We start from the raw sequence: 21,346 nt of genomic DNA, 5'->3' as shown, positions 1-21,346 counted from the left end.
ACTATGGAATCGAGAAATACTCAGTTAGCAGTTGGTTTGTTTGTCATTATCGGTGTGTTGGCGTTGTTGTTTCTAGGCTTACAGGCAGCTAATACCAATGTTGCCACTGCGGGTGAAACTTATCGCTTGTATGCCAAGTTTGATAATATCGGCGGTTTAAAAGAGCGCTCGCCAGTTAAAGTAGGTGGTGTGGTTGTAGGCCGAGTGAGCAAGATCACCCTTGATGGTGATTACTACGAGCCTCTGGTCGAAATGGTGATTAGCAAACAATACAATGAATTTTCTGACACCACATCGGTCTCAATCTTAACTTCTGGATTATTAGGCGAGCAGTATATTGGTCTTAATCCAGGCTTTATCGATGACACCGTACAAATGTTAGAAGACGGTGATCGCATTTACGACACTAAGTCGGCCTTGGTATTGGAAGACTTGATCGGGCAGTTCCTGTTTAGTCAGGGTAATGATTAAGGAGTAAAGCATGAAGCAATTAATCGCAAGTATTTGGTTTTCTTTGATGGCAGCTGTTGCTATCGCTCCGGCGGCAGCCGATGAGCTGATTCGCGAAGATAACCCTTACGTGTTATTAGAGAAAGTAGCCAACAAAACGCTCGAGCGTATTGAGCAAGATCGCAGCAAAATTGATGCAGATATTGACTATGTTCGCGTGGTTATCCGTGAAGAAATGATGCCGTACGTAGATTATGTTTATGCTGCGAAGCGGGTGCTAGGCCGTAACCTAACCGAAACCACTGAAGAGCAACGGCGAGAGTTTTATAGCGTGTTTCGTGAGTATTTGATTGCCACTTATGCGCGTGCCTTTACTCAATATGACGAAACCAAACATACCATTCAGTTTGGTGATGCGGGTCGCTTTGATGCGGGTAGCCGCATGGTTGTGGTGAATACTCGCTTGATTGAGCAAGGCCGTCCACCAGTGCGCATGGATTTTAAAATGCGCTTTGATAACAACCAAGATATCTGGCAAGCCTTTGACCTCGTAGTAGAAGGCGTGAGCTTGTTAAATAGTAAGCAAACTGAAATTGGTGGTGTGATTCGTAGCCGCGGCATTGACGGAACCATTAGTTTATTGCGCGACAAAGCGCAGCAGCCGATTACCGCTAACGACCAAGAGAATGCCGAATAACCAGTAGGCATGGCCAAGGCCGCGAGTAAGTACCGAAGGAGCACCCTCATGAGTAACTGTCAGTGGACCATTGATGCACACAACGCAGTGCAATTTAGCGGCGAGTTAACCCGCGACACGGTACCGCCGGTGTGGCAAGAACGCCAACAATGGCTGAATGCGCGTGACCATGTGGTGTTGAATGTAACCGAGGTAACTAAGGTAGATACCGCTGGGGTTGCGATGCTGGTGAATGCCAAAAAGCAGGTTGGCTTACAACAGCGCGAGCTCAGTATTGTTGGAGCCAGCCCCCAGCTACGCGCTATTATTAGTGTTAGTGGTGTTGCTGAAGTGCTAGATGTGCCCTTTGCCGGGCCAACGGCAACCCCAACCAAAGTGAAAGTAAGCCATTCATCTATTGCCAAAAAACGTTGAGACTATGATTACAACTGAATCGATTCAAACCTTGATCACCGATGCCCTATCTGTAGACGAAGTGTTGGTTAAATTAGACGGCGGCCATGCCAACATTACCGTGGTTGGTGAGCTATTTGCTGAGCTATCACGGGTGAAAAAACAGCAAGTGGTTTATGCGCCATTAAAAGCGATTATCGCTAGCGGTGAGTTACACGCGGTCTCTATCAAAACTTATACCCCAACTGAATGGCAGCGTGAGAAGAAACTCGCGATGCTGAGCTAATAGGACTCAGCAATGCAAAAACTAGTGATTCAAGGCGGCACCTCGCTGCAGGGTGAGGTGGTCATCTCGGGCGCCAAAAATGCGGCGCTCCCCATCTTAATGGCGGCTATCTTACCGTCAGAGCCCGTTACCTTAACTAATGTGCCAGCCTTACAGGATGTCCGCACGAGCTTGAAATTATTAGCTGAACTGGGCGTTACCAACACTGCATTGGGGCCTAACAGCTACGAAATTCAGCCACAAGGTCTGCATCATCATGTAGCTAGTTACGACTTGGTGAAAACCATGCGTGCTTCTATTTTGGTTTTGGGGCCGCTGCTCAGTAAGTTTGGCGAAGCCCAAGTGTCGTTGCCAGGAGGCTGTGCGATAGGTGCTCGCCCGGTTAACTTGCACATTGAAGGGCTACGCCAGATGGGCGCCACCATTACCGTGGAAAACGGTTACATCCATGCCAAGGTCGATGGTCGGTTACGCGGTGCGACCTTATTGATGGATATGGTGAGTGTGACTGGTACTGAAAACTTGATGGCAGCGGCGACCTTAGCTGACGGCGTGACTGTGATTGAAAATGCAGCGCGTGAGCCTGAAGTGGTAGATCTCGCCCGCTTTTTAAATGCTATGGGCGCTGATATTCGTGGCGCTGGTACCGATACCATCACCATACATGGGGTAGAGCGGTTACATGGTGGCAGCTATAGCATTCAGCCAGACCGGATTGAAACTGGCACCTTCTTGGTGGCTGCATTAGCCACGGGTGGCGATGTTACCTGCCGGAACACCGACCCAACCATGCTGGATGCGGTGTTGAAAAAGCTAACCGAAGCGGGCGCAACCATTACCAAAGGCGCTGATTGGATTCGTTTGCAAGCGCCAACGCGGCCGCAGCCAGTGACTATTGTAACGGCACCACATCCAGCTTTCCCAACGGACATGCAGGCGCAGTTTTGTGCCTTGAATGCCATCGCGGATGGCACCGGTTGGGTGCGCGAGACTATTTTTGAAAACCGCTTTATGCACGTGCCCGAACTACGTCGCATGGGCGCCAATATTGAGCTGGAAGGTAACACTGCGATTTCTAAAGGGGTTGCAGAGCTGACTGGTGCGCAGGTGATGTGTACGGATTTACGCGCCTCAGCCTCGTTGGTGATTGCGGGTTTAGTAGCCAAAGGTGAGACGGTGGTGGAGCGTATTTATCACATTGATCGCGGTTATGAAGCCATTGAAAAGAAATTGCAGGGGTTAGGCGCTAATATTCAGCGGATTGCTTAATACTAGAGTCAAGACACCAAAGGCAAGACACTAGAATCCATGACTGCAACGAAGAAGCCACAGCAACAGCTGTGGCTTTTTTATACGGCTTAATCTGCTAAGCGGGTGATAGTCACCTGTGTGGTAAATTCTTGATTGGCTCGTAAATAGCGAACCTCAACCACAGTACCTGGGCGGGTCTTGGCAACTAATGCTAAGCCTTCTGCAGCCGATGACATGGGGTTACCATCAATCTCAATAATAAAATCGTCAGCTTGCAAACCGGCTTGATCCGCAGGACTGTTAGGGTCCACCCCGGTGACATAAATACCCGATTGTTTGTATGGATCTGAATGGGCGTTACCGCCCACCTGCACGCCGAAATAACCGCGTACCACTTCACCTTCAAGAATCAAGGTATCCATGATGTCTTTGGCAAGTGGGTAGGGGATAGCAAAATAAATACCATCAATGCCTTGGCCGCGAGCATCACGAAAACGCGCATTATTGATGCCCACTAAGTAGCCTTGGCTATTCACCAAAGCGCCCCCAGAAGCACCTTCGTTGATCACTGCATCCATTTGAATGAGATCCGCATGGCTATGAATCACTCCCATTCGACCGCCACTCGCACTGACAATCCCCTGCGTGATGGTCTGCCCGAGATTAAGAGGGTTACCGATAGCCAACACCACATCGCCCACTTGCGTGCGCAACTGATTATTTTGCGGAATCACAGGTAAGTTATCGGCTTGGATCTGAATCACCGCCAAATCGCTGATTTTATCCAAGCCAATCACCTGGCCACTGTATTGGCGACCATCCTGCAGGGCGACATCAATTTCACTGACATTAGCCACCACGTGAGCGGCAGTAAGAATGTGACCTTGGTCATCCATAATTACGCCAGATCCTAATCGAAAGACCGTGCTCGGCCGGCGTGAATAAAACGAGCCCTGCACTTCACCCACGCTGTAAATATTCACCACCGCAGGTGCCGCTCGGCGCACGGCTGTCGCATAGCTAGCCGGTGAATTATCCAATTGTAAAGGCGTGGTGGAACGATTTTGCAGTAGTGGCAGCGCTACAATCACTAGGGCAGCGACAATAAGTCCGAGAATAACCGAACGAGCAATAAAGAAGAGCCCTGTACGAAGCGTCATGATTGAAGTTTGCCTTTCTATGAGTCTAGTTATTATTGTTAAGTGAGCTAAAAGAATAACACCTATTAGCAAAGAAGGCAGCACTGGCTGCCTTCTTTTGCACTTGCTTGGTGCAGTTAATGATCCGACTTAGCCGCCACGCAACACCAAATAGAGCTCGGTATTACCGCGTCGTAAGTTCAAGGCAACCACTGGCCCAGCGTCATTAAAGGCCTGGCGTAACTCACTGATTGAGCTTACTGGGGTGCGGTTGACGGCCATGATCACGTCATCTTTGCGCAAGCCATAGCGAGCCGCCACAGAACCTTCCTCAATGCTGGTGATTACCACCCCACCATTATCGTTTGCTGCCAGCTCGACACCAGCCAGGGCCGGGTGCAAGGTGGCTGCGACGACCGCAGTATCATCAGCCACTAAGGTCACTTTAAAGTCACGTTTTTTGCCATCGCGCAATACCGTAATCTTCATTTCCTTGCCAGCACCGATGGTACCCACGCGAGCAATTAAATCAGCAAAGGTGCGAATGGTATCGCCATTCACGGCGATAATCACGTCACCAGATTTTAAGCCAGCTTTGGCCGCAGCGCTGTCGGCAATGACTTCACCAATAAAGGCACCTTGGTTGGCATCTAATTTCAATGCTTTGGCGATGTCATGAGTTAAGTCGTTGCCACGCACACCCAGCACACCACGGCGCACCTCACCAAATTCAATCAACTGTGCCACTAAGTTCTTCATCATATCTGACGGAATCGCAAAACCTATGCCGATATTGCCGCCGTTAGGGCCTAGAATTGCAGTGTTGATGCCAATCAGCTCGCCTTTTAGGGTTACTAAGGCACCACCTGAGTTACCGCTGTTAATAGCTGCATCGGTTTGAATAAAGTTTTCTACTTCTTCAATGCCTAAGCCGCTACGGTCTAACGCACTAACAATGCCAGAGGTTACCGTTTGGCCAAGCCCGAAGGGGTTACCGATAGCCACTACAAAGTCACCTACACGCAAATCAGATGAGGTACCAATTTCTATATCCGTCAGGTCTTCGCCATCTTCAATTTTTAGCAGGGCAATGTCTGAACGATCATCAGTGCCAATCACTTTTGCATCAAATTGCCGCCCGTCTTTAAGGGTGACTAAAATTTCGCTGGCACCGTCAATCACGTGATTATTGGTGACGACGTAACCGGCTTCGGCATCAATAATCACGCCCGAACCTAAGCCTTGAAATGGCCGTTCTTGAACTTGTTCACGTGGGCCATTGGGGCCAAAGAAGAACCGAAACATGTCAGGCACCCGTTGCCGCACTTCACGTTTACCTTTTACTGAGATATTCACCACCGCTGGGGTGACTTCTTCCAGCATCGGCGCTAGGGTAGGGGTTTCATCACTTTTCCCAAAAAATGGGATGCTAGCTGTAGCTGGAGCTATAGCAACTGAGCTTGCTAGCGCTACGGACGCCACTACCGCCAAAAATTTTGTCTTCATTCACTGTACTCCTATGTTGACCCAAACATAATGACTAACCTAGAGCGAGCGCGTCAGCGATTACGTTGTGCCGGTTGTGATTTCCACATAACAACAAATGGTAAAGTTGTAGCAAAATAGCTACTGATAACGAAGATAATGACTCGCTAAACAGAAATAAGTTCAGCTGGCAGGTGTTTCAAGATGTAACCGGCAACAAATTTGCCGGCTACTTTGGGAGAGGAATGACGGTACCTAGAATTAGTCGGTGCTCTCTTTGGCCGTAGACTTGCTCGTAGCAGCTTTACCAGAAAATAAACCTGAATGAGAATCGCTGTAATCACGCGGCATGTCTGCCGCTGGTCGGTCATCACTGCGGCGCTTTTCCTGCTTACTCTGGTTGGCCATGCGTAACTGACGCACGGTATCTTCTGAAAAAAATGGCAAGCTGGGCTGCAATTGTTCGCGCTGAAGCAAGTCAGCACTGTGATGCAAGTAGCTTTTGAGTTTGGCTTGAGTCTCTTCTAGTTGCCCCACCAAGGCTTGAGCAGTGGCAAGATGATCGGCAACTTCTTGACGATAATCAGCTAGTTGCTGTTTAGTCTGGGTCACTTGCTCAGTGAGTTCGGCCTCGTCAGAATGATTGCTCAGCCAATAACGCGCCACAAAAAAGCCAATGATGGCACCTACTGCGACTAACAAAATGCCAATAATCCAGCTCATAAAAACTCCTTATAAAACACGTATCACGTGATAAACTGATAACCCATAGCATAATCTAGATCAGGGTCAAAGTGGTAGTGACAACGCAAAACATCACCCCAATGAGTAAATATGAGGCTGATTTGGCTTCCGGTAATTTCACCCCAGATGCGGCGCAGCGCAAGGCTGTAGAAGCATTGCAGCGGTTGTATGAACAACTGGTCGTAGTTCATCAACAGCAGCAATCCAAGGGTATACTTGGGCGCCTTAAAGGCCTGCTTGGTGGCACTCAAGCGGCCCCGCAAGGCATCTATTTCTGGGGCGGCGTGGGTCGTGGTAAAACCTACTTGGTGGATACCTTCTTTGATACCTTGCCATTTGAGCAAAAAATGCGGGTGCATTTTCATCGTTTTATGCATCGCGTGCATGACGAGTTAAAGCAACTCAAAGGCCGTAGCGATCCGCTGCCGATTATTGCTGACAAGCTGGCCGCCGAGGCCCGAGTGCTGTGTTTTGATGAGTTTTTTGTGCAAGACATCACCGATGCCATGATTTTGGGGACACTCATGCAAGAGCTCTTCAAGCGCGACGTGGTGCTGGTGGCAACGTCCAACATAGTGCCCGATGAACTTTATCGTAATGGTTTACAGCGACAGCGTTTTCTACCCGCAATAGCCTTAATCAAAGAGCACTGCGAGGTCATCAATGTGGATAGCGGTATCGACTACCGCTTGCGTACTTTAACTCGCGCGGAAATTTACTTAACCCCAGCAGACTCCAGCGCTGATGCAAAACTTCAGCAATATTTTACTGAACTAGCGCCTGACCACTGTAACCGGGCCGAACAAAATTTGCATGCGATTGCCATTAATCAACGCGACATCGTGGTACGGATGGAATGTGACGATGTGGTGCTGTTTGATTTTAATGCCATTTGTGGCGGCCCGCGTTCGCAAAATGATTACATTGAAATTGCTCAGCTCTATCATGCGGTGCTGATCAGTGATGTGCCCCAACTAGGAGGCCATAACGATGATGCCGCCCGCCGCTTCTTGGCTTTGGTCGATGAATTTTACGAACGCCGCGTCAAGCTTATCATCTCGGCGGCCGTGCCGTTGGAGCAACTCTATAGCGAAGGCAAATTAACGTTTGAGTACCGCCGCTGTGTTAGCCGTTTACAAGAAATGCAAAGCCATGAATATTTAGCAATGGCGCACAAGCCATGAGTTTTGCTGACCTCGCCATTGCCTTGGGTGGCTTAGGGCTCTTGCTATTGGGCATGCAAATGCTGACCGACGGCTTGCGAGCCGCCGCTGGTAGCCACCTCCAGAGCTTTTTAGAGCGCACCACCCAAACCCGCTTACGGGCAGCTATTTCTGGCTTCACCGTGACCGCTATTGTGCAGTCGTCCAGTGCGGTAGTGGTGGCGTTGTTAGGTTTTACTAACGCGGGCATGTTGAAATTACGGCAGGCTGCTTGGGTGGTGTTTGGTAGTAACGTCGGCACCACCATGACCGCATGGATTGTGGCCTTGATTGGCTTGAAGCTGAATATTGCAGTGATTGCTTGGCCTTTGATCGGCTTAGGGATGTTAACCCGCTTAGTCAAACAAAACTCCATTGCCGCCCACATAGGGACAGCGGTAGCAGGGTTTGGGGTATTGTTTGTGGGCCTCGATACCTTACGCGAAGCTTTCACCCAATTAGTACCTTTGTTGCCCGTTGCGCAACTTGAGGTTAGCGGTGTCGGTGGCGTGCTATTAGCCGTGCTTGCAGGGGTTATTTTGACCGCTTTAGTGCAATCCTCGTCAGCGGCTTTAGCCATCGTACTTACCGCCTCTGCTACCGGTGTTTTCAGTCCGTTAGCTGGTGCCGCAGTGGTGATTGGGGCGAATATTGGCACCACGGTAACAGCGCTGTTGGCGGCTATTGGCGCTACGGCCCACGCCAAACGTTTAGCGGCTGTGCACGTGGTGATGAATGCCCTCACTGGTGCTGTGGCATTGTTGCTGCTAGTACCACTGTGGTGGGTGTCAGCTTGGCTATCTGGCGGCAACGACGTCGCCAACATCAGTGCGGGCCTAGCCGTTTTTCATACTTTATTTAACCTGCTTGGCTTAGGCTTGATGCGGTTAATCGATAATCGTCTGTTTAGCCGGGTAGAGAGCTGGTACAAATTACCACCGATACGTTCGGGTCAGCCGCGCTTTTTGGATAAAACGGTGCTACAGGTTCCGGCTATGGGGATTGCTGCCGCGCAACAAGAGCAGCAGCGGGTGTTGCGCCAATACATCATGCGTCTGCGCACGTTTTTACGCGATAGCGAAGACGATGTCAGTCATGCCGAAGATATAGCGACCGGGGAGTTACTGGAGTACATTTACCGCTACATCAGTAAACTAGGTGAACAAAAACTTACTGGAGCAGAAGCCTTGGCGTTAGCCCAGTTGCACAGTAATCACGGGCGTTTGGTCGATTTACGGCAGCTAGTTGAAGCGTTTAAGGCAGCACCATCGGATCTTTTAGATGCCAGCTTGAACCACCAGTGGCGAGCACAGCTATTGGCCTTTTTGAATGGTGCCGATATGGCCACTCGCAGTGAAGCTGAATGGCAACAAGGTGTGCAACAGATCCAACAGAGTCGGCAACAGCAACGCCAGCAGTGGTTACAGCAAATTGCTGTGGATCAATTAGCACCCACGCGCGGCGCCCAGTTGGTGCAGTTGGCGAGCAAATGGGAGCGTAGTGCTGAATTAGTAAAGGCGTTGCAGGTGGGCAGTTAGCCTAAGTTGACCCGAGCTAGGCAAGGTAAAAAACATCTGCACGGGGTTGTTGATCTTTTAACCCCTTTTCCCTATAATCCGCGCAGCCCACGTTACAGGTACAACTAACCGCTATGTGGCAATTAACCACAACGGTTGTTGTGGTTCGCGGGGAAGCCCGGAACTACTGTCGTGAACCTTAAAAAAAGAGTAAGTTTCCAATGAGTACATTTGTTGCAAAACCAGAAACTGTACAACGTGACTGGTATGTTATTGACGCCGAAGGTAAAACCTTAGGTCGTTTGGCTACTGAAGTAGCTCGTCGCTTACGTGGTAAGCACAAGCCTGAATACACTCCTCACGTAGACACTGGTGATTACATCATCATCGTAAACGCTGAGAAAGTGGCTGTTACTGGCCGTAAGGCACAGAACAAAATGTATTATTCACACACGGGTTACCCAGGTGGTATCAAAGAAATCAACTTCGAGAAGTTGATTGCTAAGAAGCCAGAAATGGTAATTCAGAAAGCGGTGAAAGGTATGTTACCTCGTGGTCCATTGGGTCGTGCCATGTTCCGTAAACTGAAAGTATACGCAGGTGCAGAGCATAACCATATTGCTCAGCAGCCTAAACAACTTGAAATTTAAGACGGAGCATTAACAACATGGCACAGAATCAATACTACGGTACTGGTCGTCGCAAAAGCTCTACTGCACGTGTTTTCTTGCGTCCAGGCAGCGGCAACATCAGCATCAACAACCGCACTTTAGAAGAATACTTTGGTCGTGAAACTGCTCGTATGGTTGTTCGTCAACCGCTTGAGTTAGTAGACATGGTTGAAAAATTCGACTTATACATCACTGTTAAAGGTGGTGGTTCAAGTGGTCAAGCTGGCGCAGTGCGTCACGGTATCACTCGCGCACTTATGCAATACGACGAAACCCTACGTGGTGACTTACGTCGTGCAGGTTACGTTACTCGTGACGCACGTCAAGTTGAACGTAAGAAAGTCGGCTTGCACAAAGCACGTAAACGTCCTCAGTTCTCGAAGCGTTAATTCGAAATCTCGAGTACGTCAAAAACCCGGCCTTTGTGCCGGGTTTTTTGTCTTTGTCCTTGTAAAAATCAGGGTATTTCTTTATCATCTGAAGGCATTTTTTGCCGATTCCCTTAAAACGAGCATCATTCGTCTTAATGGGAACCTAAGCAGTAGCTAATTACTGACTTCACGGCTAAGTTTCGTGAAGCGTCCAAACGGAGAGTAAGTGGATGAGCAATGCGCCTGTAGATAAAGGCCGCCGTCGTTTCCTAACTGTCGCGACATCTGTTGTCGGGGCTGCTGGTGCGGTTGGCGTTGCCGTTCCTTTCATTGCATCATGGAACCCAAGTGAGAAAGCCAAAAACGCGGGTGCCCCAGTGGAAGTGAACATTGGAAAAGCCGAGCCGGGTCAATTGATTCGTGTTGAATGGCGAGGCCAGCCAGTTTGGGTGGTACGTCGGACCCCTGAAATGTTGGCATCGTTAGAAGCGGTTAACGACCGTTTACGTGACCCAAATTCTGATGAACCACAACAGCCAGAGTATGCCAAGAACTTGCATCGCTCACGCAAAGAAGAATTCTTTGTGGCCGTTGGTATTTGTACCCACTTAGGTTGCTCACCGCAATTCTTAGATGTTGGCTTTAGTGACTATGTTGACGATGCTAAATCGGGTTTCTTCTGTCCATGTCACGGTTCGATCTTTGATATTGCTGGCCGTGTATTCCAAGGGGTTCCGGCACCATACAACCTAGTGGTTCCACCTCATTACTACATCAATGACACAACCATCTTGGTGGGTGAAGACGGGGAGCAAGCCTAATGAACAAACTCATAGCCTGGTTTGACGAACGCATTCCGATGACCAAAACGTGGAATATCCACTTAGCGCAATATCCAGCTCCGAAAAACTTCAACTTCTGGTACATCTTTGGGGTGCTAGCAACGTTGGTGTTAGTTAACCAAATCCTTACCGGGGTATGGTTAACCATGAATTATGTTCCTTCTGCAGAAGGCGCGTTTGCTTCTGTTGAATTTATCATGCGTGACATTGAATACGGTTGGTTGCTACGTTACATGCACTCAACGGGTGCTTCCGCCTTCTTCGTGGTGGTGTATTTGCATATGTTCCGCGGCATGATGTACGGCTCTTACCAGAAACCTCGTGAATTACTATGGGTGTTCGGTATGCTGATCTTCTTGGTGTTAATGGCCGAAGCCTTTATGGGCTACCTGTTACCATGGGGTCAAATGTCTTACTGGGGTGCTCAGGTTATCATCTCGCTGTTCGGTGCTATTCCGTTTGTTGGCGATGATTTAACCCTATGGATTCGGGGTGACTATGTTATCTCCGGTGCCACTCTAAACCGCTTCTTTGCCTTACACGTGATCGCGTTGCCATTAGTGTTAGTGATTTTGGTGTTCTTACACATTATCGCCTTACACGAAGTTGGATCGAACAACCCAGAAGGTATTTCGATTAAGAAGCCAAAAGGTTCTGTACCTGAGTCTGAGAAGCCGAAGTTCCAGTTCCATGAGCGCTTCACCAAGAAGTACGACATTGTTGATGCTTTCCCATTCTTCCCGTATTACATCGTGAAAGATTTGGTGGGTGTAGCTATCTTCTTGTTCTTCTTCTGCTACGTGATTTTCTTTGCTCCAGCCATGGGCGGCCTATTCCTAGAGCCACCGAACTTTGAAGCTGCGAACCCACTGAAAACACCAGCGCACATTGCACCCGTTTGGTATTTCACGCCGTTCTATGCGATTTTGCGTGCGGTACCAGATAAGTTATTAGGTGTTATCTTAATGTTTGGTGCAATCGTAGCCTTGTTTGTATTGCCATGGTTAGACCGCGGTAAAGTGCGTTCAGTGCGCTACCGTAGTGGCTTCCACAAATTTAACCTAACGGTATTTGCAATCAGCTTTATTGCACTGGGTTACTTAGGCTTGAAGCCGGCAACTGAGGTTTATACCTTCTTTGCTCGAGTGTTCACTTTCTTGTATTTTGCGTTCTTCGTACTGCTGTTCTTCTACAGCAAAAACGAAAACACAAAACCAGTTCCAGAGAGGATTACTAAGTGATGAAACAGCTTCTTAAAAATACTCTGCTGGTAGCAGCATCACTGTGGTCGGTCGCAACTTTAGCGGCTGGCCCGACAGTACCCCTCGATAAAGCAGAAGTAGACATGCATGACAAAGCGTCCATGCAACGCGGCGCACAATTGTTCATGAACTACTGCTTGGGTTGTCACTCAATGCAATACCAGCGTTATAACCGCACCTTCAAAGATCTTGAGATCCCTGAAGACTTGGGTATTGAGAACTTGCAATTCACTGGCGAGAAAGTAGGTGATTTAATCACCAACGCGATGGCCACTGAAGATGCTGGTAACTGGTTTGGTACTGCAGCACCTGATTTAACTTTGGTTGCACGGGTACGTGGCGCTGACTGGATTTATACCTATCTACGTTCGTTCTACGTAGATGAGACCCGTCCGTTTGGCGTTAACAATACCGTCTTCCCTAACGTAGGTATGCCGCACGTGTTGCAAGAGTTGCAAGGTGTGCCACGCAAAACTACCGAAGCTAAGCTTATCGACGGTGAAATGAAAGATGTGTACGTTGGCATCAAAACTGATGGCAGCGGCATGCTAACAGAAGCTGAGTACGACCAAGCCATGCTAGACCTGACTAATTTCTTGGTCTACACCGGCGAGCCGATGATGTTGCAACAACGCAAAATCGGTTGGTATGTCTTCGGTTTCTTATTGGTCTTCTTAGTATTCGCAGTGCTACTTAAGCGCGAATTCTTCAGAGACGTGAAGTAAGTTTGATGGAGAGTAATATGTCGGTTGCGGCAAACAAACGGTCGGTAATGACCTTATTCTCGGGCCAAAATGACTTACGTAGTCATCAAGCCCGAATCGTATTAGCGGAAAAAGGAGTGGGCGTAGAGATAATTTATGTCGATCCAGACAATCGTCCGGAAGACTTAATTCAGCTAAACCCATACGCTGATGCGTTACCGACTTTACTAGACCGTGAGTTGGTGTTGTATAACGCCCACATCATCATGGAGTATCTAGATGAGCGTTTTCCGCATCCGCCATTGATGCCAGTGTACCCGGTAGCCCGTGGTACCAGCCGCTTGATGATGTACCGTATTGATCGTGATTGGTATGCGCTCGCTGATACCATTCTTGCTGGTGGCAAGAATGCGGACGCGGCGCGCCAAGAATTGCGTGAAGGTATTTTAGCGTTAGCCCCTATCTTTGCTGATACGCCGTTCTTTATGAGCGAAGAGTTCAGCTTAGTTGATTGCTACCTAGCTCCGCTGTTATGGCGTTTGCCTAGCTATGGCATCGAACTTGAAGGTACCGGTGCGAAAGCGGTAAAAGCCTATATGGTACGGGTTTTTGAGCGCGACTCTTTCCAAGAATCACTGACTGACAGTGAACGTGAGTTAGGCCGGTGAGTGAGCCGGTTATGACCCCTCGTCGCCCGTACCTAGTACGGGCGATTTACGATTGGCTACTGGATAATCAGCTCACGCCTCACTTGGTGGTCGCGGCAACTGTGCCCCATTGCCAATTACCGTGGGAGTTTGTTGAAGATGGCCAGATCATTCTGAACATCACGCCTACTGCTGTTGGCCAGTTTGCTATCTCGAATGAGCAAATTAGCTTTCATGCGCGCTTCTCTGGTAAACCTCATCATGTAGTGGTGCCCATGGCCGCCGTAGTGGCCTTATACGCCCGCGAGAATGGTGCCGGTACCATGTTTGAAGCAGAGCCTGCCTACGAGGCTTGGATTGCTGCAGAACTCGCAGCAGAAGAGCAAGCTGGGGATGATGATGTTGAGGGTGACGCCATTAGCCTAGCTTCTAGTGAAGATTCTGCTAGTAGTGGTAAGGCTGACTCTAACGCCGATGCTAACGCGAAAAATAAGGCGGCCAAACGTTCTCATCTTCGCGTAATTAAATAAGCGGCAAGTAAGCGGCGTTAACTAGCCCATCAGACAAAGACAAAAAAGGCGACCTTGGTGTCGCCTTTTTCTTTTTCCGAACGCCATAACGCCGTTAACCGCTTATTGAAAAGCGTCAATGACCTGCGTCACTCCGCTAACGTTGCGGGCAATATCAATGGCTTGGCGAGCTTGTTCTGGGCTAACTAAACCCATCAACGCCACTTCATTGTTCTCTGTGATTACTTTAATGTGCACTGCTTTCACGTTCTCATCAGCAACTAACTGTGCCTTAATTTTACTGGTGATCCAAGTGTCTTTACTGATTTGTGCCACATCGATAACAGGCGCAATACGTAATTCATTATGGACCTTGCTAACACCCTCGGTGTTGCGCACTAAATGATTGACTAAATCATACAAAGAGCTATCGCTGACTTGGCCTAACAACAGCACCGAACGATTAAACGCCACTACCTGAATGCGCGTGTCATCCAAACGGCTATCACCTTTGAGCTTACGAATCACTCGCAGTTCGATGGTTTGATCGTCCAACTGCGTACCTAAGCTACGACTATCCGTAGCGGCTGAAATACCTACCGCGGTGGCGCCAACTAAGGCTGCGGCACAACCGCTCAACATGATGCTGCAGGTGGCAGCTGCTAAGAGTGCTTGATAGCGCTTCATTCATCCATCTCCTGTGGAAAAATTTGATGTTCAACTAAACTGCAAAGCATATTTACGGTTTGTAATAAGTGTTCACTCGCCCGAGCGATATTCGTCGTGGGTATTCTGATTTCCACGTCGTCGGGGCCTAATAACCCAGCAATGTCATGATCGCCCTCTTGCGTAATAGCTACAATCAGCATGTTACGTCCGAGGGCTGCTTCTAGCGCACGAGCGGTACGCGGTGCGCGAGCGCCAGCACTAAGCACCAGCACCACATCATTGGCTTGGCCAACTGCCTGTAATTGCTGCGCAAATACCGCTTGATGATCATTCGCACCAAAATCTGCATGCAGGCTGGTAACAGGAAACGGCGGCCGCTCAAAACTCAAGCCGGTGAGCATAATGTGGGCAAAATGCCGTGAGGTGGCATGGGCCATACCCTCACCGCAGCAATAGATTTTCTGGCCGCTAAGCAAGGTGGCCACCAGCAATTCAGCAGCGCGCTGCAACGGCTCTTGCAACTGATCTGCGGCCGCTATTTGGGTCTGAATACCTTCGGTAAATAAGGTCTTTATCTGCTCTTGCATGGGATCCATGTAAGCCTCTTAAAAAGCATCGGGTAGCCATTGCATTGAGTTGTAATCGCTTACTAGTGCAACCACATCAAAACGCATCGACGTATAATGTTCGTTTAACCCTTCGGTGATTAAAAAAAACTGCGCGCAGCGTCGTATTCGTTGACATTGCTGGGGCTTTATTTGTTCCAATACAGAAGCAAAAGTTTCGTCTGCGCGAACTTTAACTTCTACGAACACAAAAGTCTTGCCCTCTTTTAAAATGAGGTCAATTTCGCCCATCTCACAACGAAAATTCTTGGTGACCAAGTGTAAGCCTTGACCCTCCAAATATTCAAGCGCCAGAGCCTCCCCTAAACCGCCATCTTGTTGTTTTGACATTCCTTGTCCTTAGCGCCACAGCGCTGTTAGTCGTTATCGGCAATCACCTCATGGCCTTGGTAGCTGGCCCAAGCCAAATCGCGTTGTACGCGACCTTGGTCGATATGCAAGCGTCCGGTTAAACCAGTAAGAGATAGTCCAGGTACTCGTTGTAATAGGCTTAATTGCTGCGCCAATAGCACCGCATCGTGGCCAAACGCCGCAAGACGAGCGTGACTATAGCCCCAATCAGAACGTTGGCTGAGCAGCTGCTGTAGCTGTTGTTGCTGGGCATGCCCAGGAATCAACCATTCTGCGTCGGTAAAATGCACGCCGTTGAGGTCGTTTTCACTCAAATCGTTATTTAAGGTGTGGCTAGAAGAGTTAGCATACACAGGAATCGCCTGCATAAAGGGCGAAATATTCACATCAATAAAGGGCTTTAACAAGCGCGTTTGTTCAATCCCACCCACCAAGTAGATGGCATCAATATCGGCGCGGCTGCGGTATTGGCTATCGACGATGATTTTACCTGCGGCAATTTTCACTTGCCAAATGCGCGCTTCACTGGTGGTGACGCCTAATTGGTCTTGTACCGCTGTTTTCATTTCTTCCGTGTTGGTGTAGCGACCTTGGCCGGCCTCTACTTGGTCAGGCTGAGCCTCCAGCCAAGCTTGAGCGAATTCATTCGCCAGTTGCTCGCCGCGATTTGTGGCCGGCGCCAACACCAACGGCTGCTTAAAGCCTTGGGCGGCAATATGTGCGGCTGCTTGGCGCACTTCTGTTTCTGTATCTAAGGCAAAAAAGCTTTGTCCTGGCAAACGGTTATCCAGGCCTTGTTCAAGTTCGTTCAGGGTAAGCCAGCGTAGCTGTTTAGGCAGCTCTAGCTTACTCATTTCCGCCACTTTGTCTTTTAACAGGGGCCCAATAATGAGGTCGGTTTGGCTGGTTTCTAACAGCCCCGGTAAAGTCGCAAAATCAAAACCATTGCTGTCAATAAAGCGCGCCGACAGCTGCGGCTGCGCGGCTAAGGCTTTCACGATCCCATCGCGTACCGCTTGCCCTTGGCTACGATATTGTCCGCTTAACGGCAACAGCACTATAGCTTGTTGCTGGCCCAAGTTCGCCCGTTGCAGACCCGCCTGATAATCGCTCATTAATTCGTTCGCAACCGCCGTAGCTGGGTGATCAGCAAACTCTGTTTGCCATTGCTGTAAATGGGTCAACAAAGAGACTTGGCTACCGGTCTCATCACTAGTGTCATTGACATCGATGGCACTGGCGTGAATATGCTGCACTAAGCGTAACCAACCGGCCGTGACTTTATTACGAAAACCACTAGCTGGTGGCTGAATCGCGGCGGGTTCAGGTAAATGTTGCAGCACTGCCCAGATCTGTCCGGCACTGGCTTGGTATTGCGGCTGCTCTAATAATTGTAATTGTAACTCGGCGGCAATCACCCAGCGGCGCTGGGCAATGGCGCTCGTTAATGCCAGCTCTAAGGTTTGCATCCTATAGTCGGTTGTTTGCCGTGGCTGTAATAGGGGCTTCAGCAAGGCATCAACGTAAGGCCAGCGTTGTTGATGGGCAGCAAAACGAGCTTCTAACAAGGTTAGGAAGCGTTGTTGTGGCGCGCTAAGGGATAACTCTGACTGATACCGTTGCAGCTGAGCAATAACTGCGGCACTAGCTTGCCAAGCATCGTCTTTTTGCAATTGCAACGCCGCCTGTAACAGGGCATCGGAGCGCTCGCTACCGCTACTGGCAGCAGCGCGTTCTAACCATTCTGCCGCACTGCGATTGGCTGCCGACGGAATATCCTGCAGCACTGGAGTCGATGATATAGGCACAGTGCTATCGCTGGTGCTAGGTGATGGACCACTGGCACAGGCAGTTAAGCCAATAATAACCATGCACAGGAGTAACTTCTTTGGCACAATAGCGTCCTTTAGCTGATATCTTAAATGGCCTCTACTATAAACCGAGGGGCTTGCTGGTACAACTTACAACATCCATCCTTCGCCTACGCTAAGAGTAATTTACAAGGGGTTTACATGAGTGACAGTAACGGCTGTTTATACATAGTACCAACACCTATTGGTAATTTAGCCGATATCACTGAGCGCAGTGTGCAAACCTTGCGTGCAGTAGACGCCATTGCCGCCGAAGATACCCGTCATAGTGGGCAATTACTGCAGCACTTAGGGATTCGCAATGAGTTGTTTGCCTTGCATGAGCATAACGAACGCCAACGAGCGGAACAGGTGGTAGAACGGCTATTACAAGGCCAGTCGATTGCCTTGATCAGCGATGCCGGAACCCCGTTAATTAGTGATCCTGGCTATGTCCTAGTGCAACAATGTCGCGCTGCCGGTATCAAGGTAGTGGCGCTACCCGGTGCCTGTGCTTTTGTGACTGCCCTGTCAGCGGCGGGACTGCCCACAGATCGATTTGCGTTTGAAGGTTTTTTACCAGCCAAGCCACAGCAACGCCGAAAGCGTTTGCAAGGGCTCCTAAGCGACACTCGCACCTTGGTGTTCTACGAGTCACCGCACCGAATTGTCGATTGTTTGGCTGATTTTGTCAGTGAATTTGGCGCTGATCGGCAGTTGGTATTGGGCCGCGAGCTCACCAAAACCTTCGAGACCTACTTGCACGGCAGTATTGCAGAGGTGCAGGCGCAAGTACTGGCTGATAGTAACCAACAGCGCGGTGAGATGGTGTTGGTCTTGGCTGGTGCAGCCGCCGTAGCCGAGGAGGATGTTACGCCGCAGGCGCTGCGTACGTTAACCCTGTTGCGAGAGCACCTACCGCTGAAGAAAGCCGCCGCCTTAGCAGCAGAAATTCATGGCGCGCGCAAAAACAATTTGTATCAGCTGGCGCTCGAGCAAGATAACCAGTAGAATGCCCGCCGGGAGTCAGCCAGACAATCGCTGCCTGTGTGTTTACATACAGGGGGAGGAAAGTCCGGGCTCCATAGGGCAGGGTGCCAGGTAACGCCTGGGCGGCGCAAGCCGACGACTAGTGCAACAGAGAGCAAACCGCCGATGGCCTGCTAAGGCAGGATCAGGTAAGGGTGAAAGGGTGCGGTAAGAGCGCACCGCGCGGCTGGTAACAGTTCGTGGCACGGTAAACTCCACCCGGAGCAAGGTCAAATAGGGGTTCATTGGCGCGGCCCGCGTTGAACCCGGGTAGACTGCTTGAACGCTGAGGTGACTCAGTGGCTAGACGAATGATTGTCCTCGACAGAACCCGGCTTATCGGCTGGCTCCCACCTCATTCTCCGCGCTGGTTTCAGCATTGCGGTTAAGCACGTCGCGGTTAAAATTCTGGGTAAAGGTAATGAACTGGTTGAGCGGCATCGCGCGACCATAGAAAAAGCCTTGCTGTAAATGGCAGCGCTGGCGTTGTAAAAAGCCCACTTGCTCAGCCGTTTCAACCCCTTCAGCAACCACCTTCATATTCAAGGTGTGCGCAATTCTTATCAACACCTCTACTAAGGCCGTCTGTTGGCTTTGTTCGGGCACGCTATGCAAGAAACTACGGTCGATTTTAATCACATCAATTGGGTACGAACGCAAATAGTTTAAGCTGGAATAACCGGTGCCGAAGTCGTCGATGGCCAAGCTTACGCCGGCATCACGTAACTTCCGCAAGTTGGCAAACTGTCGCTCTTTGTTGCGCATCAACATAGATTCAGTGATCTCAAACATCAGCCGGTTGGTAGGCACATCCGCTGCGGCAATCATGTTGAGCCAATGGCTAGCCGCTTGGCGGTCGTTAAATTCACGCGGCGAGCGGTTCAGTGCAATAGACAAATCTAAACCGGCGGCATGCATTTTCTTCCAGTCGCGGAGTACTTGGCTCAGCACAAACGCACCAAGACCAATGATGGCACCGGTCTTTTCGGCAATTGGAATAAACTCAGCCGGTGATATGGCGCCGCGTTCCGGATGGGTCCAACGAATCAAAGCTTCACAGCGGGTCAACAAGCCGGTTTCGGTTTCAATCACGGGCTGATAATGCACCTCAAACTGTTCCGCTTCGATGCCTTTGATGATTTGGTGATGCAGATTAATATCGCGTTCGGTACTTTGCCGTAGTTGTTCATCAAAAAAGTGCACACTCATGGCGCCCGCTTGCTTGGCCGCATACATGGCGAGTTCAGCATGTTTAATCAGCTGCTGCACTTCTTGGCCATCGTGCGGGAACATGGCGATACCGGTGCTGGTGGTCATGTTGATGTGATTGTGCTCAATATCCAAGGTGTGCAGCAAATCATTCATGATGGCGGTGGCACGAATTTCAGCTTCGCTGGGGTCGTTTAAGTCTCGCAGTACAATCGCAAATTCATCGCCACCAATACGCGCCAATAAATCGTCTTCACGAATACTGGTACGAATCCGCTCTGCCACTCGTTGTAGTAGGGCGTTACCTACGTCATGCCCGAGCACGTCATTGATTTCACGCAGATGGTCTAAATCTAGCACCAATAGCGCAAATTTCTGTTCATGGCGCAGTGCTGAGCGAACTGCTGCGCCTAGCTGTTCTTGAAAGAAATTACGATTTGGTAAATCGGTTAAGCCATCGTACCTGGCTTGATAGGCAATGGTAGTAATGGCGCCGCGTAATCGATGCTGGGTGAACACCAACATTAAAAAGGCCATCAAAATCACTGCGGTTAAGCCAATCCCAATCGCCCAGTGCAGCCAAAAATCGACATTGGTAGCAACCCAACTGCCATCTCGTGGAAACGCCGCTAACTGCCAGCGCCCACGCGGAAACTGTACTTCAGTAAGAATAGGATCGTTGGTAAAGACATCGTTATTGCCGGCAAACGCCGGTTCTTGCGCGACATCTTGGTCTAAGCTAGCCAGATTGAGATGGCGCAGGGCAAATTCGTAGTTAGGATGCCGATAGAACTCTACTTGTTCAAGCAGGTGATTGTGATCAATAGCTAACGTAGCAACGCCCCATAAGCGGCGGTCGTCATGAAAAATAGGCATACGTGCCAGCAGCGCCGATTGTCCTTGCACCAGCTGTAACGGCCCTGATACCACCATATCTTTAGCTGCGATAGCGCGCAAAATACCGCTGTATTGCTCGGTGGCGAGGCGATAATTAAAACCAAGCAGACTTTGGTTACCTTCAACGGGATAAATAAAGCGTACGGTTAAGTCCGGCGCCAAGGCGAGATGCATGATATCTAGGTCGGATCCTAAAAACTCATCCATGATGCGCTGTACTCGCACCCGGTCTGGCGTGTCTTGCCAGAGGATTTCGGGGCGTAAGGCGCGTAGTGCGAGGATATTGGCTTGTAGGCGTTGTTCGATTTGCCCGCGCATACTACTTAAATGTTCAGCGGCGCGGCGCTTTTCTACTTCAAGTTGTTGCTGGCGCTCGCTATCAACCACCAAATAGACAGCATAAAGCAGAGCGGATGCAATAAAGAGCACCACTACCAAATACCGCAATAATCGCCAACGCTCAGACTGCACACTGAGCCGATCTGGGTAATTCACAAGGTCTATCTGCTTCATAAGGATTTAAGCCAGCATATTCTAATTGTTAT

At 49.6% G+C, this 21,346-nt stretch carries 22 protein-coding genes, 1 other RNA gene and 1 pseudogene; 16 read left to right on the top strand and 8 right to left on the bottom strand.

Annotation, left to right across the window (positions count from 1 at the left end):
* Positions 1–3 precede the first annotated feature (3 nt).
* From mlaD to murA, 5 genes are read left to right on the top strand one after another with little or no spacing between them, the layout of a single operon-like run.
* A complete protein-coding gene (gene mlaD, locus KGF88_RS09630) occupies positions 4–471 on the top strand; it encodes an outer membrane lipid asymmetry maintenance protein MlaD (RefSeq protein WP_110075979.1) in 468 nt (155 codons plus the stop codon).
* 10 nt (positions 472–481) lie between these two features.
* Positions 482–1,147, top strand: a complete 666-nt coding sequence (locus KGF88_RS09625; RefSeq protein ID WP_153826448.1) for an MlaC/ttg2D family ABC transporter substrate-binding protein — start codon at positions 482–484, stop codon at positions 1,145–1,147.
* A 48-nt stretch (positions 1,148–1,195) separates the two neighbouring features.
* A complete protein-coding gene (locus tag KGF88_RS09620) occupies positions 1,196–1,561 on the top strand; it encodes an STAS domain-containing protein (protein WP_162014529.1) in 366 nt (121 codons plus the stop codon).
* A 7-nt stretch (positions 1,562–1,568) separates the two neighbouring features.
* Positions 1,569–1,826, top strand: coding sequence for a BolA family protein (locus tag KGF88_RS09615; protein WP_416380901.1), 258 nt, complete (start codon positions 1,569–1,571; stop codon positions 1,824–1,826).
* 12 nt (positions 1,827–1,838) lie between these two features.
* A complete protein-coding gene (murA, locus tag KGF88_RS09610) occupies positions 1,839–3,095 on the top strand; it encodes a UDP-N-acetylglucosamine 1-carboxyvinyltransferase (protein WP_110075975.1) in 1,257 nt (418 codons plus the stop codon).
* A gap of 89 nt (positions 3,096–3,184) precedes the next feature.
* Here murA and KGF88_RS09605 read toward each other — a convergent pair whose 3' ends face one another.
* From KGF88_RS09605 to KGF88_RS09595, 3 genes are all read right to left on the bottom strand, one after another.
* On the bottom strand, positions 3,185–4,237 hold the full coding sequence (locus KGF88_RS09605; protein ID WP_153826445.1) for a trypsin-like peptidase domain-containing protein: 1,053 nt from the start codon (positions 4,235–4,237) through the stop codon (positions 3,185–3,187).
* Positions 4,238–4,366: 129 nt separating this feature from the next.
* Positions 4,367–5,722: a DegQ family serine endoprotease gene (locus KGF88_RS09600; protein WP_153826444.1), complete on the bottom strand. Its 1,356-nt coding sequence runs from the start codon at positions 5,720–5,722 to the stop codon at positions 4,367–4,369.
* Between the two features lie 240 nt (positions 5,723–5,962).
* Positions 5,963–6,424 (bottom strand): YhcB family protein, encoded by a 462-nt coding sequence (locus KGF88_RS09595; protein ID WP_153826443.1) that lies wholly within the window; start codon positions 6,422–6,424, stop codon positions 5,963–5,965.
* Between the two features lie 92 nt (positions 6,425–6,516).
* Between KGF88_RS09595 and zapE the strand changes: the two genes are divergently transcribed.
* From zapE to KGF88_RS09550, 9 genes are all read left to right on the top strand, one after another.
* Positions 6,517–7,629, top strand: coding sequence for a cell division protein ZapE (zapE, locus tag KGF88_RS09590; RefSeq protein ID WP_162014532.1), 1,113 nt, complete (start codon positions 6,517–6,519; stop codon positions 7,627–7,629).
* Positions 7,626–9,185 carry a Na/Pi cotransporter family protein gene (locus KGF88_RS09585; RefSeq protein WP_153826441.1) on the top strand — a complete coding sequence of 520 codons (1,560 nt, stop codon included), beginning with the start codon at positions 7,626–7,628 and terminating at the stop codon, positions 9,183–9,185. Before zapE ends, KGF88_RS09585 begins: the two co-directional genes overlap by 4 nt.
* Before the next feature lie 200 nt (positions 9,186–9,385).
* Positions 9,386–9,814, top strand: a complete 429-nt coding sequence (gene rplM, locus KGF88_RS09580; protein WP_110075971.1) for a 50S ribosomal protein L13 — start codon at positions 9,386–9,388, stop codon at positions 9,812–9,814.
* Positions 9,815–9,831: 17 nt separating this feature from the next.
* A complete protein-coding gene (gene rpsI, locus KGF88_RS09575) occupies positions 9,832–10,224 on the top strand; it encodes a 30S ribosomal protein S9 (RefSeq protein WP_110075970.1) in 393 nt (130 codons plus the stop codon).
* 212 nt (positions 10,225–10,436) lie between these two features.
* Positions 10,437–11,027 (top strand): ubiquinol-cytochrome c reductase iron-sulfur subunit, encoded by a 591-nt coding sequence (petA, locus tag KGF88_RS09570; RefSeq protein ID WP_153826440.1) that lies wholly within the window; start codon positions 10,437–10,439, stop codon positions 11,025–11,027.
* Entirely contained in the window at positions 11,027–12,289 is a 1,263-nt protein-coding gene (locus KGF88_RS09565; protein WP_153826439.1) for a cytochrome b, read from the top strand. Before petA ends, KGF88_RS09565 begins: the two co-directional genes overlap by 1 nt.
* Positions 12,289–13,035 (top strand): cytochrome c1, encoded by a 747-nt coding sequence (locus KGF88_RS09560; protein WP_153826438.1) that lies wholly within the window; start codon positions 12,289–12,291, stop codon positions 13,033–13,035. Before KGF88_RS09565 ends, KGF88_RS09560 begins: the two co-directional genes overlap by 1 nt.
* A 17-nt stretch (positions 13,036–13,052) precedes the next feature.
* Complete coding sequence (sspA, locus tag KGF88_RS09555; protein WP_153826437.1) at positions 13,053–13,682, top strand: stringent starvation protein SspA; 630 nt, start codon at positions 13,053–13,055, stop codon at positions 13,680–13,682.
* Between the two features lie 11 nt (positions 13,683–13,693).
* Positions 13,694–14,191 (top strand): ClpXP protease specificity-enhancing factor, encoded by a 498-nt coding sequence (locus tag KGF88_RS09550; protein ID WP_153826436.1) that lies wholly within the window; start codon positions 13,694–13,696, stop codon positions 14,189–14,191.
* A gap of 102 nt (positions 14,192–14,293) precedes the next feature.
* Here KGF88_RS09550 and dolP read toward each other — a convergent pair whose 3' ends face one another.
* The 4 genes from dolP to KGF88_RS09530 are packed head-to-tail and all read right to left on the bottom strand — an operon-like array spanning position 14,294 to position 17,711.
* The gene (gene dolP, locus KGF88_RS09545; RefSeq protein WP_110075965.1) at positions 14,294–14,857 is read right to left on the bottom strand and encodes a division/outer membrane stress-associated lipid-binding lipoprotein; all 564 of its coding nucleotides are present in this window, start codon (positions 14,855–14,857) and stop codon (positions 14,294–14,296) included.
* Positions 14,854–15,435 (bottom strand): SIS domain-containing protein, encoded by a 582-nt coding sequence (locus KGF88_RS09540; protein ID WP_228759495.1) that lies wholly within the window; start codon positions 15,433–15,435, stop codon positions 14,854–14,856. The genes dolP and KGF88_RS09540 overlap by 4 nt, the downstream gene beginning before the upstream one ends.
* 9 nt (positions 15,436–15,444) lie before the next feature.
* Entirely contained in the window at positions 15,445–15,795 is a 351-nt protein-coding gene (locus tag KGF88_RS09535) for a YraN family protein (protein WP_153826435.1), read from the bottom strand.
* Positions 15,796–15,821: 26 nt separating this feature from the next.
* Positions 15,822–17,711, bottom strand: coding sequence for a penicillin-binding protein activator (locus KGF88_RS09530; RefSeq protein ID WP_153826434.1), 1,890 nt, complete (start codon positions 17,709–17,711; stop codon positions 15,822–15,824).
* A 117-nt stretch (positions 17,712–17,828) separates the two neighbouring features.
* On the opposite strand from KGF88_RS09530, the gene rsmI reads away from it, so the two are divergent.
* Positions 17,829–18,677 (top strand): 16S rRNA (cytidine(1402)-2'-O)-methyltransferase, encoded by an 849-nt coding sequence (gene rsmI, locus KGF88_RS09525; RefSeq protein WP_153826433.1) that lies wholly within the window; start codon positions 17,829–17,831, stop codon positions 18,675–18,677.
* Between the two features lie 11 nt (positions 18,678–18,688).
* An RNA gene (gene rnpB, locus KGF88_RS09520) (RNase P RNA component class A) lies at positions 18,689–19,050 on the top strand.
* Between the two features lie 101 nt (positions 19,051–19,151).
* On the opposite strand, the pseudogene KGF88_RS13935 reads toward rnpB, so the two are convergent.
* Positions 19,152–20,975 (bottom strand): annotated as a pseudogene (locus KGF88_RS13935) (putative bifunctional diguanylate cyclase/phosphodiesterase); the annotation flags it as partial.
* Positions 20,976–21,346: the final 371 nt, after the last annotated feature.

It is taken from the genome of Idiomarina loihiensis, assembly GCF_024584785.1.
Taxonomy (GTDB): domain Bacteria; phylum Pseudomonadota; class Gammaproteobacteria; order Enterobacterales; family Alteromonadaceae; genus Pseudidiomarina; species Pseudidiomarina fusca.
This window is presented reverse-complemented; position numbering and strand designations above follow the sequence as displayed.

Coding starts and splice junctions, on each gene's coding strand:
- mlaD (WP_110075979.1), top strand. CDS start 4: ATGGAATCGAGAAATACTCAGTTAGCAGTTGGTTTGTTTGTCATTATC.
- KGF88_RS09625 (WP_153826448.1), top strand. CDS start 482: ATGAAGCAATTAATCGCAAGTATTTGGTTTTCTTTGATGGCAGCTGTT.
- KGF88_RS09620 (WP_162014529.1), top strand. CDS start 1,196: ATGAGTAACTGTCAGTGGACCATTGATGCACACAACGCAGTGCAATTT.
- murA (WP_110075975.1), top strand. CDS start 1,839: ATGCAAAAACTAGTGATTCAAGGCGGCACCTCGCTGCAGGGTGAGGTG.
- KGF88_RS09605 (WP_153826445.1), bottom strand. CDS start 4,237: ATGACGCTTCGTACAGGGCTCTTCTTTATTGCTCGTTCGGTTATTCTC.
- KGF88_RS09600 (WP_153826444.1), bottom strand. CDS start 5,722: ATGAAGACAAAATTTTTGGCGGTAGTGGCGTCCGTAGCGCTAGCAAGC.
- KGF88_RS09595 (WP_153826443.1), bottom strand. CDS start 6,424: ATGAGCTGGATTATTGGCATTTTGTTAGTCGCAGTAGGTGCCATCATT.
- KGF88_RS09585 (WP_153826441.1), top strand. CDS start 7,626: ATGAGTTTTGCTGACCTCGCCATTGCCTTGGGTGGCTTAGGGCTCTTG.
- rplM (WP_110075971.1), top strand. CDS start 9,386: ATGAGTACATTTGTTGCAAAACCAGAAACTGTACAACGTGACTGGTAT.
- rpsI (WP_110075970.1), top strand. CDS start 9,832: ATGGCACAGAATCAATACTACGGTACTGGTCGTCGCAAAAGCTCTACT.
- petA (WP_153826440.1), top strand. CDS start 10,437: ATGAGCAATGCGCCTGTAGATAAAGGCCGCCGTCGTTTCCTAACTGTC.
- KGF88_RS09565 (WP_153826439.1), top strand. CDS start 11,027: ATGAACAAACTCATAGCCTGGTTTGACGAACGCATTCCGATGACCAAA.
- KGF88_RS09560 (WP_153826438.1), top strand. CDS start 12,289: ATGAAACAGCTTCTTAAAAATACTCTGCTGGTAGCAGCATCACTGTGG.
- sspA (WP_153826437.1), top strand. CDS start 13,053: ATGTCGGTTGCGGCAAACAAACGGTCGGTAATGACCTTATTCTCGGGC.
- KGF88_RS09550 (WP_153826436.1), top strand. CDS start 13,694: ATGACCCCTCGTCGCCCGTACCTAGTACGGGCGATTTACGATTGGCTA.
- dolP (WP_110075965.1), bottom strand. CDS start 14,857: ATGAAGCGCTATCAAGCACTCTTAGCAGCTGCCACCTGCAGCATCATG.
- KGF88_RS09540 (WP_228759495.1), bottom strand. CDS start 15,435: ATGGATCCCATGCAAGAGCAGATAAAGACCTTATTTACCGAAGGTATT.
- KGF88_RS09535 (WP_153826435.1), bottom strand. CDS start 15,795: ATGTCAAAACAACAAGATGGCGGTTTAGGGGAGGCTCTGGCGCTTGAA.
- rsmI (WP_153826433.1), top strand. CDS start 17,829: ATGAGTGACAGTAACGGCTGTTTATACATAGTACCAACACCTATTGGT.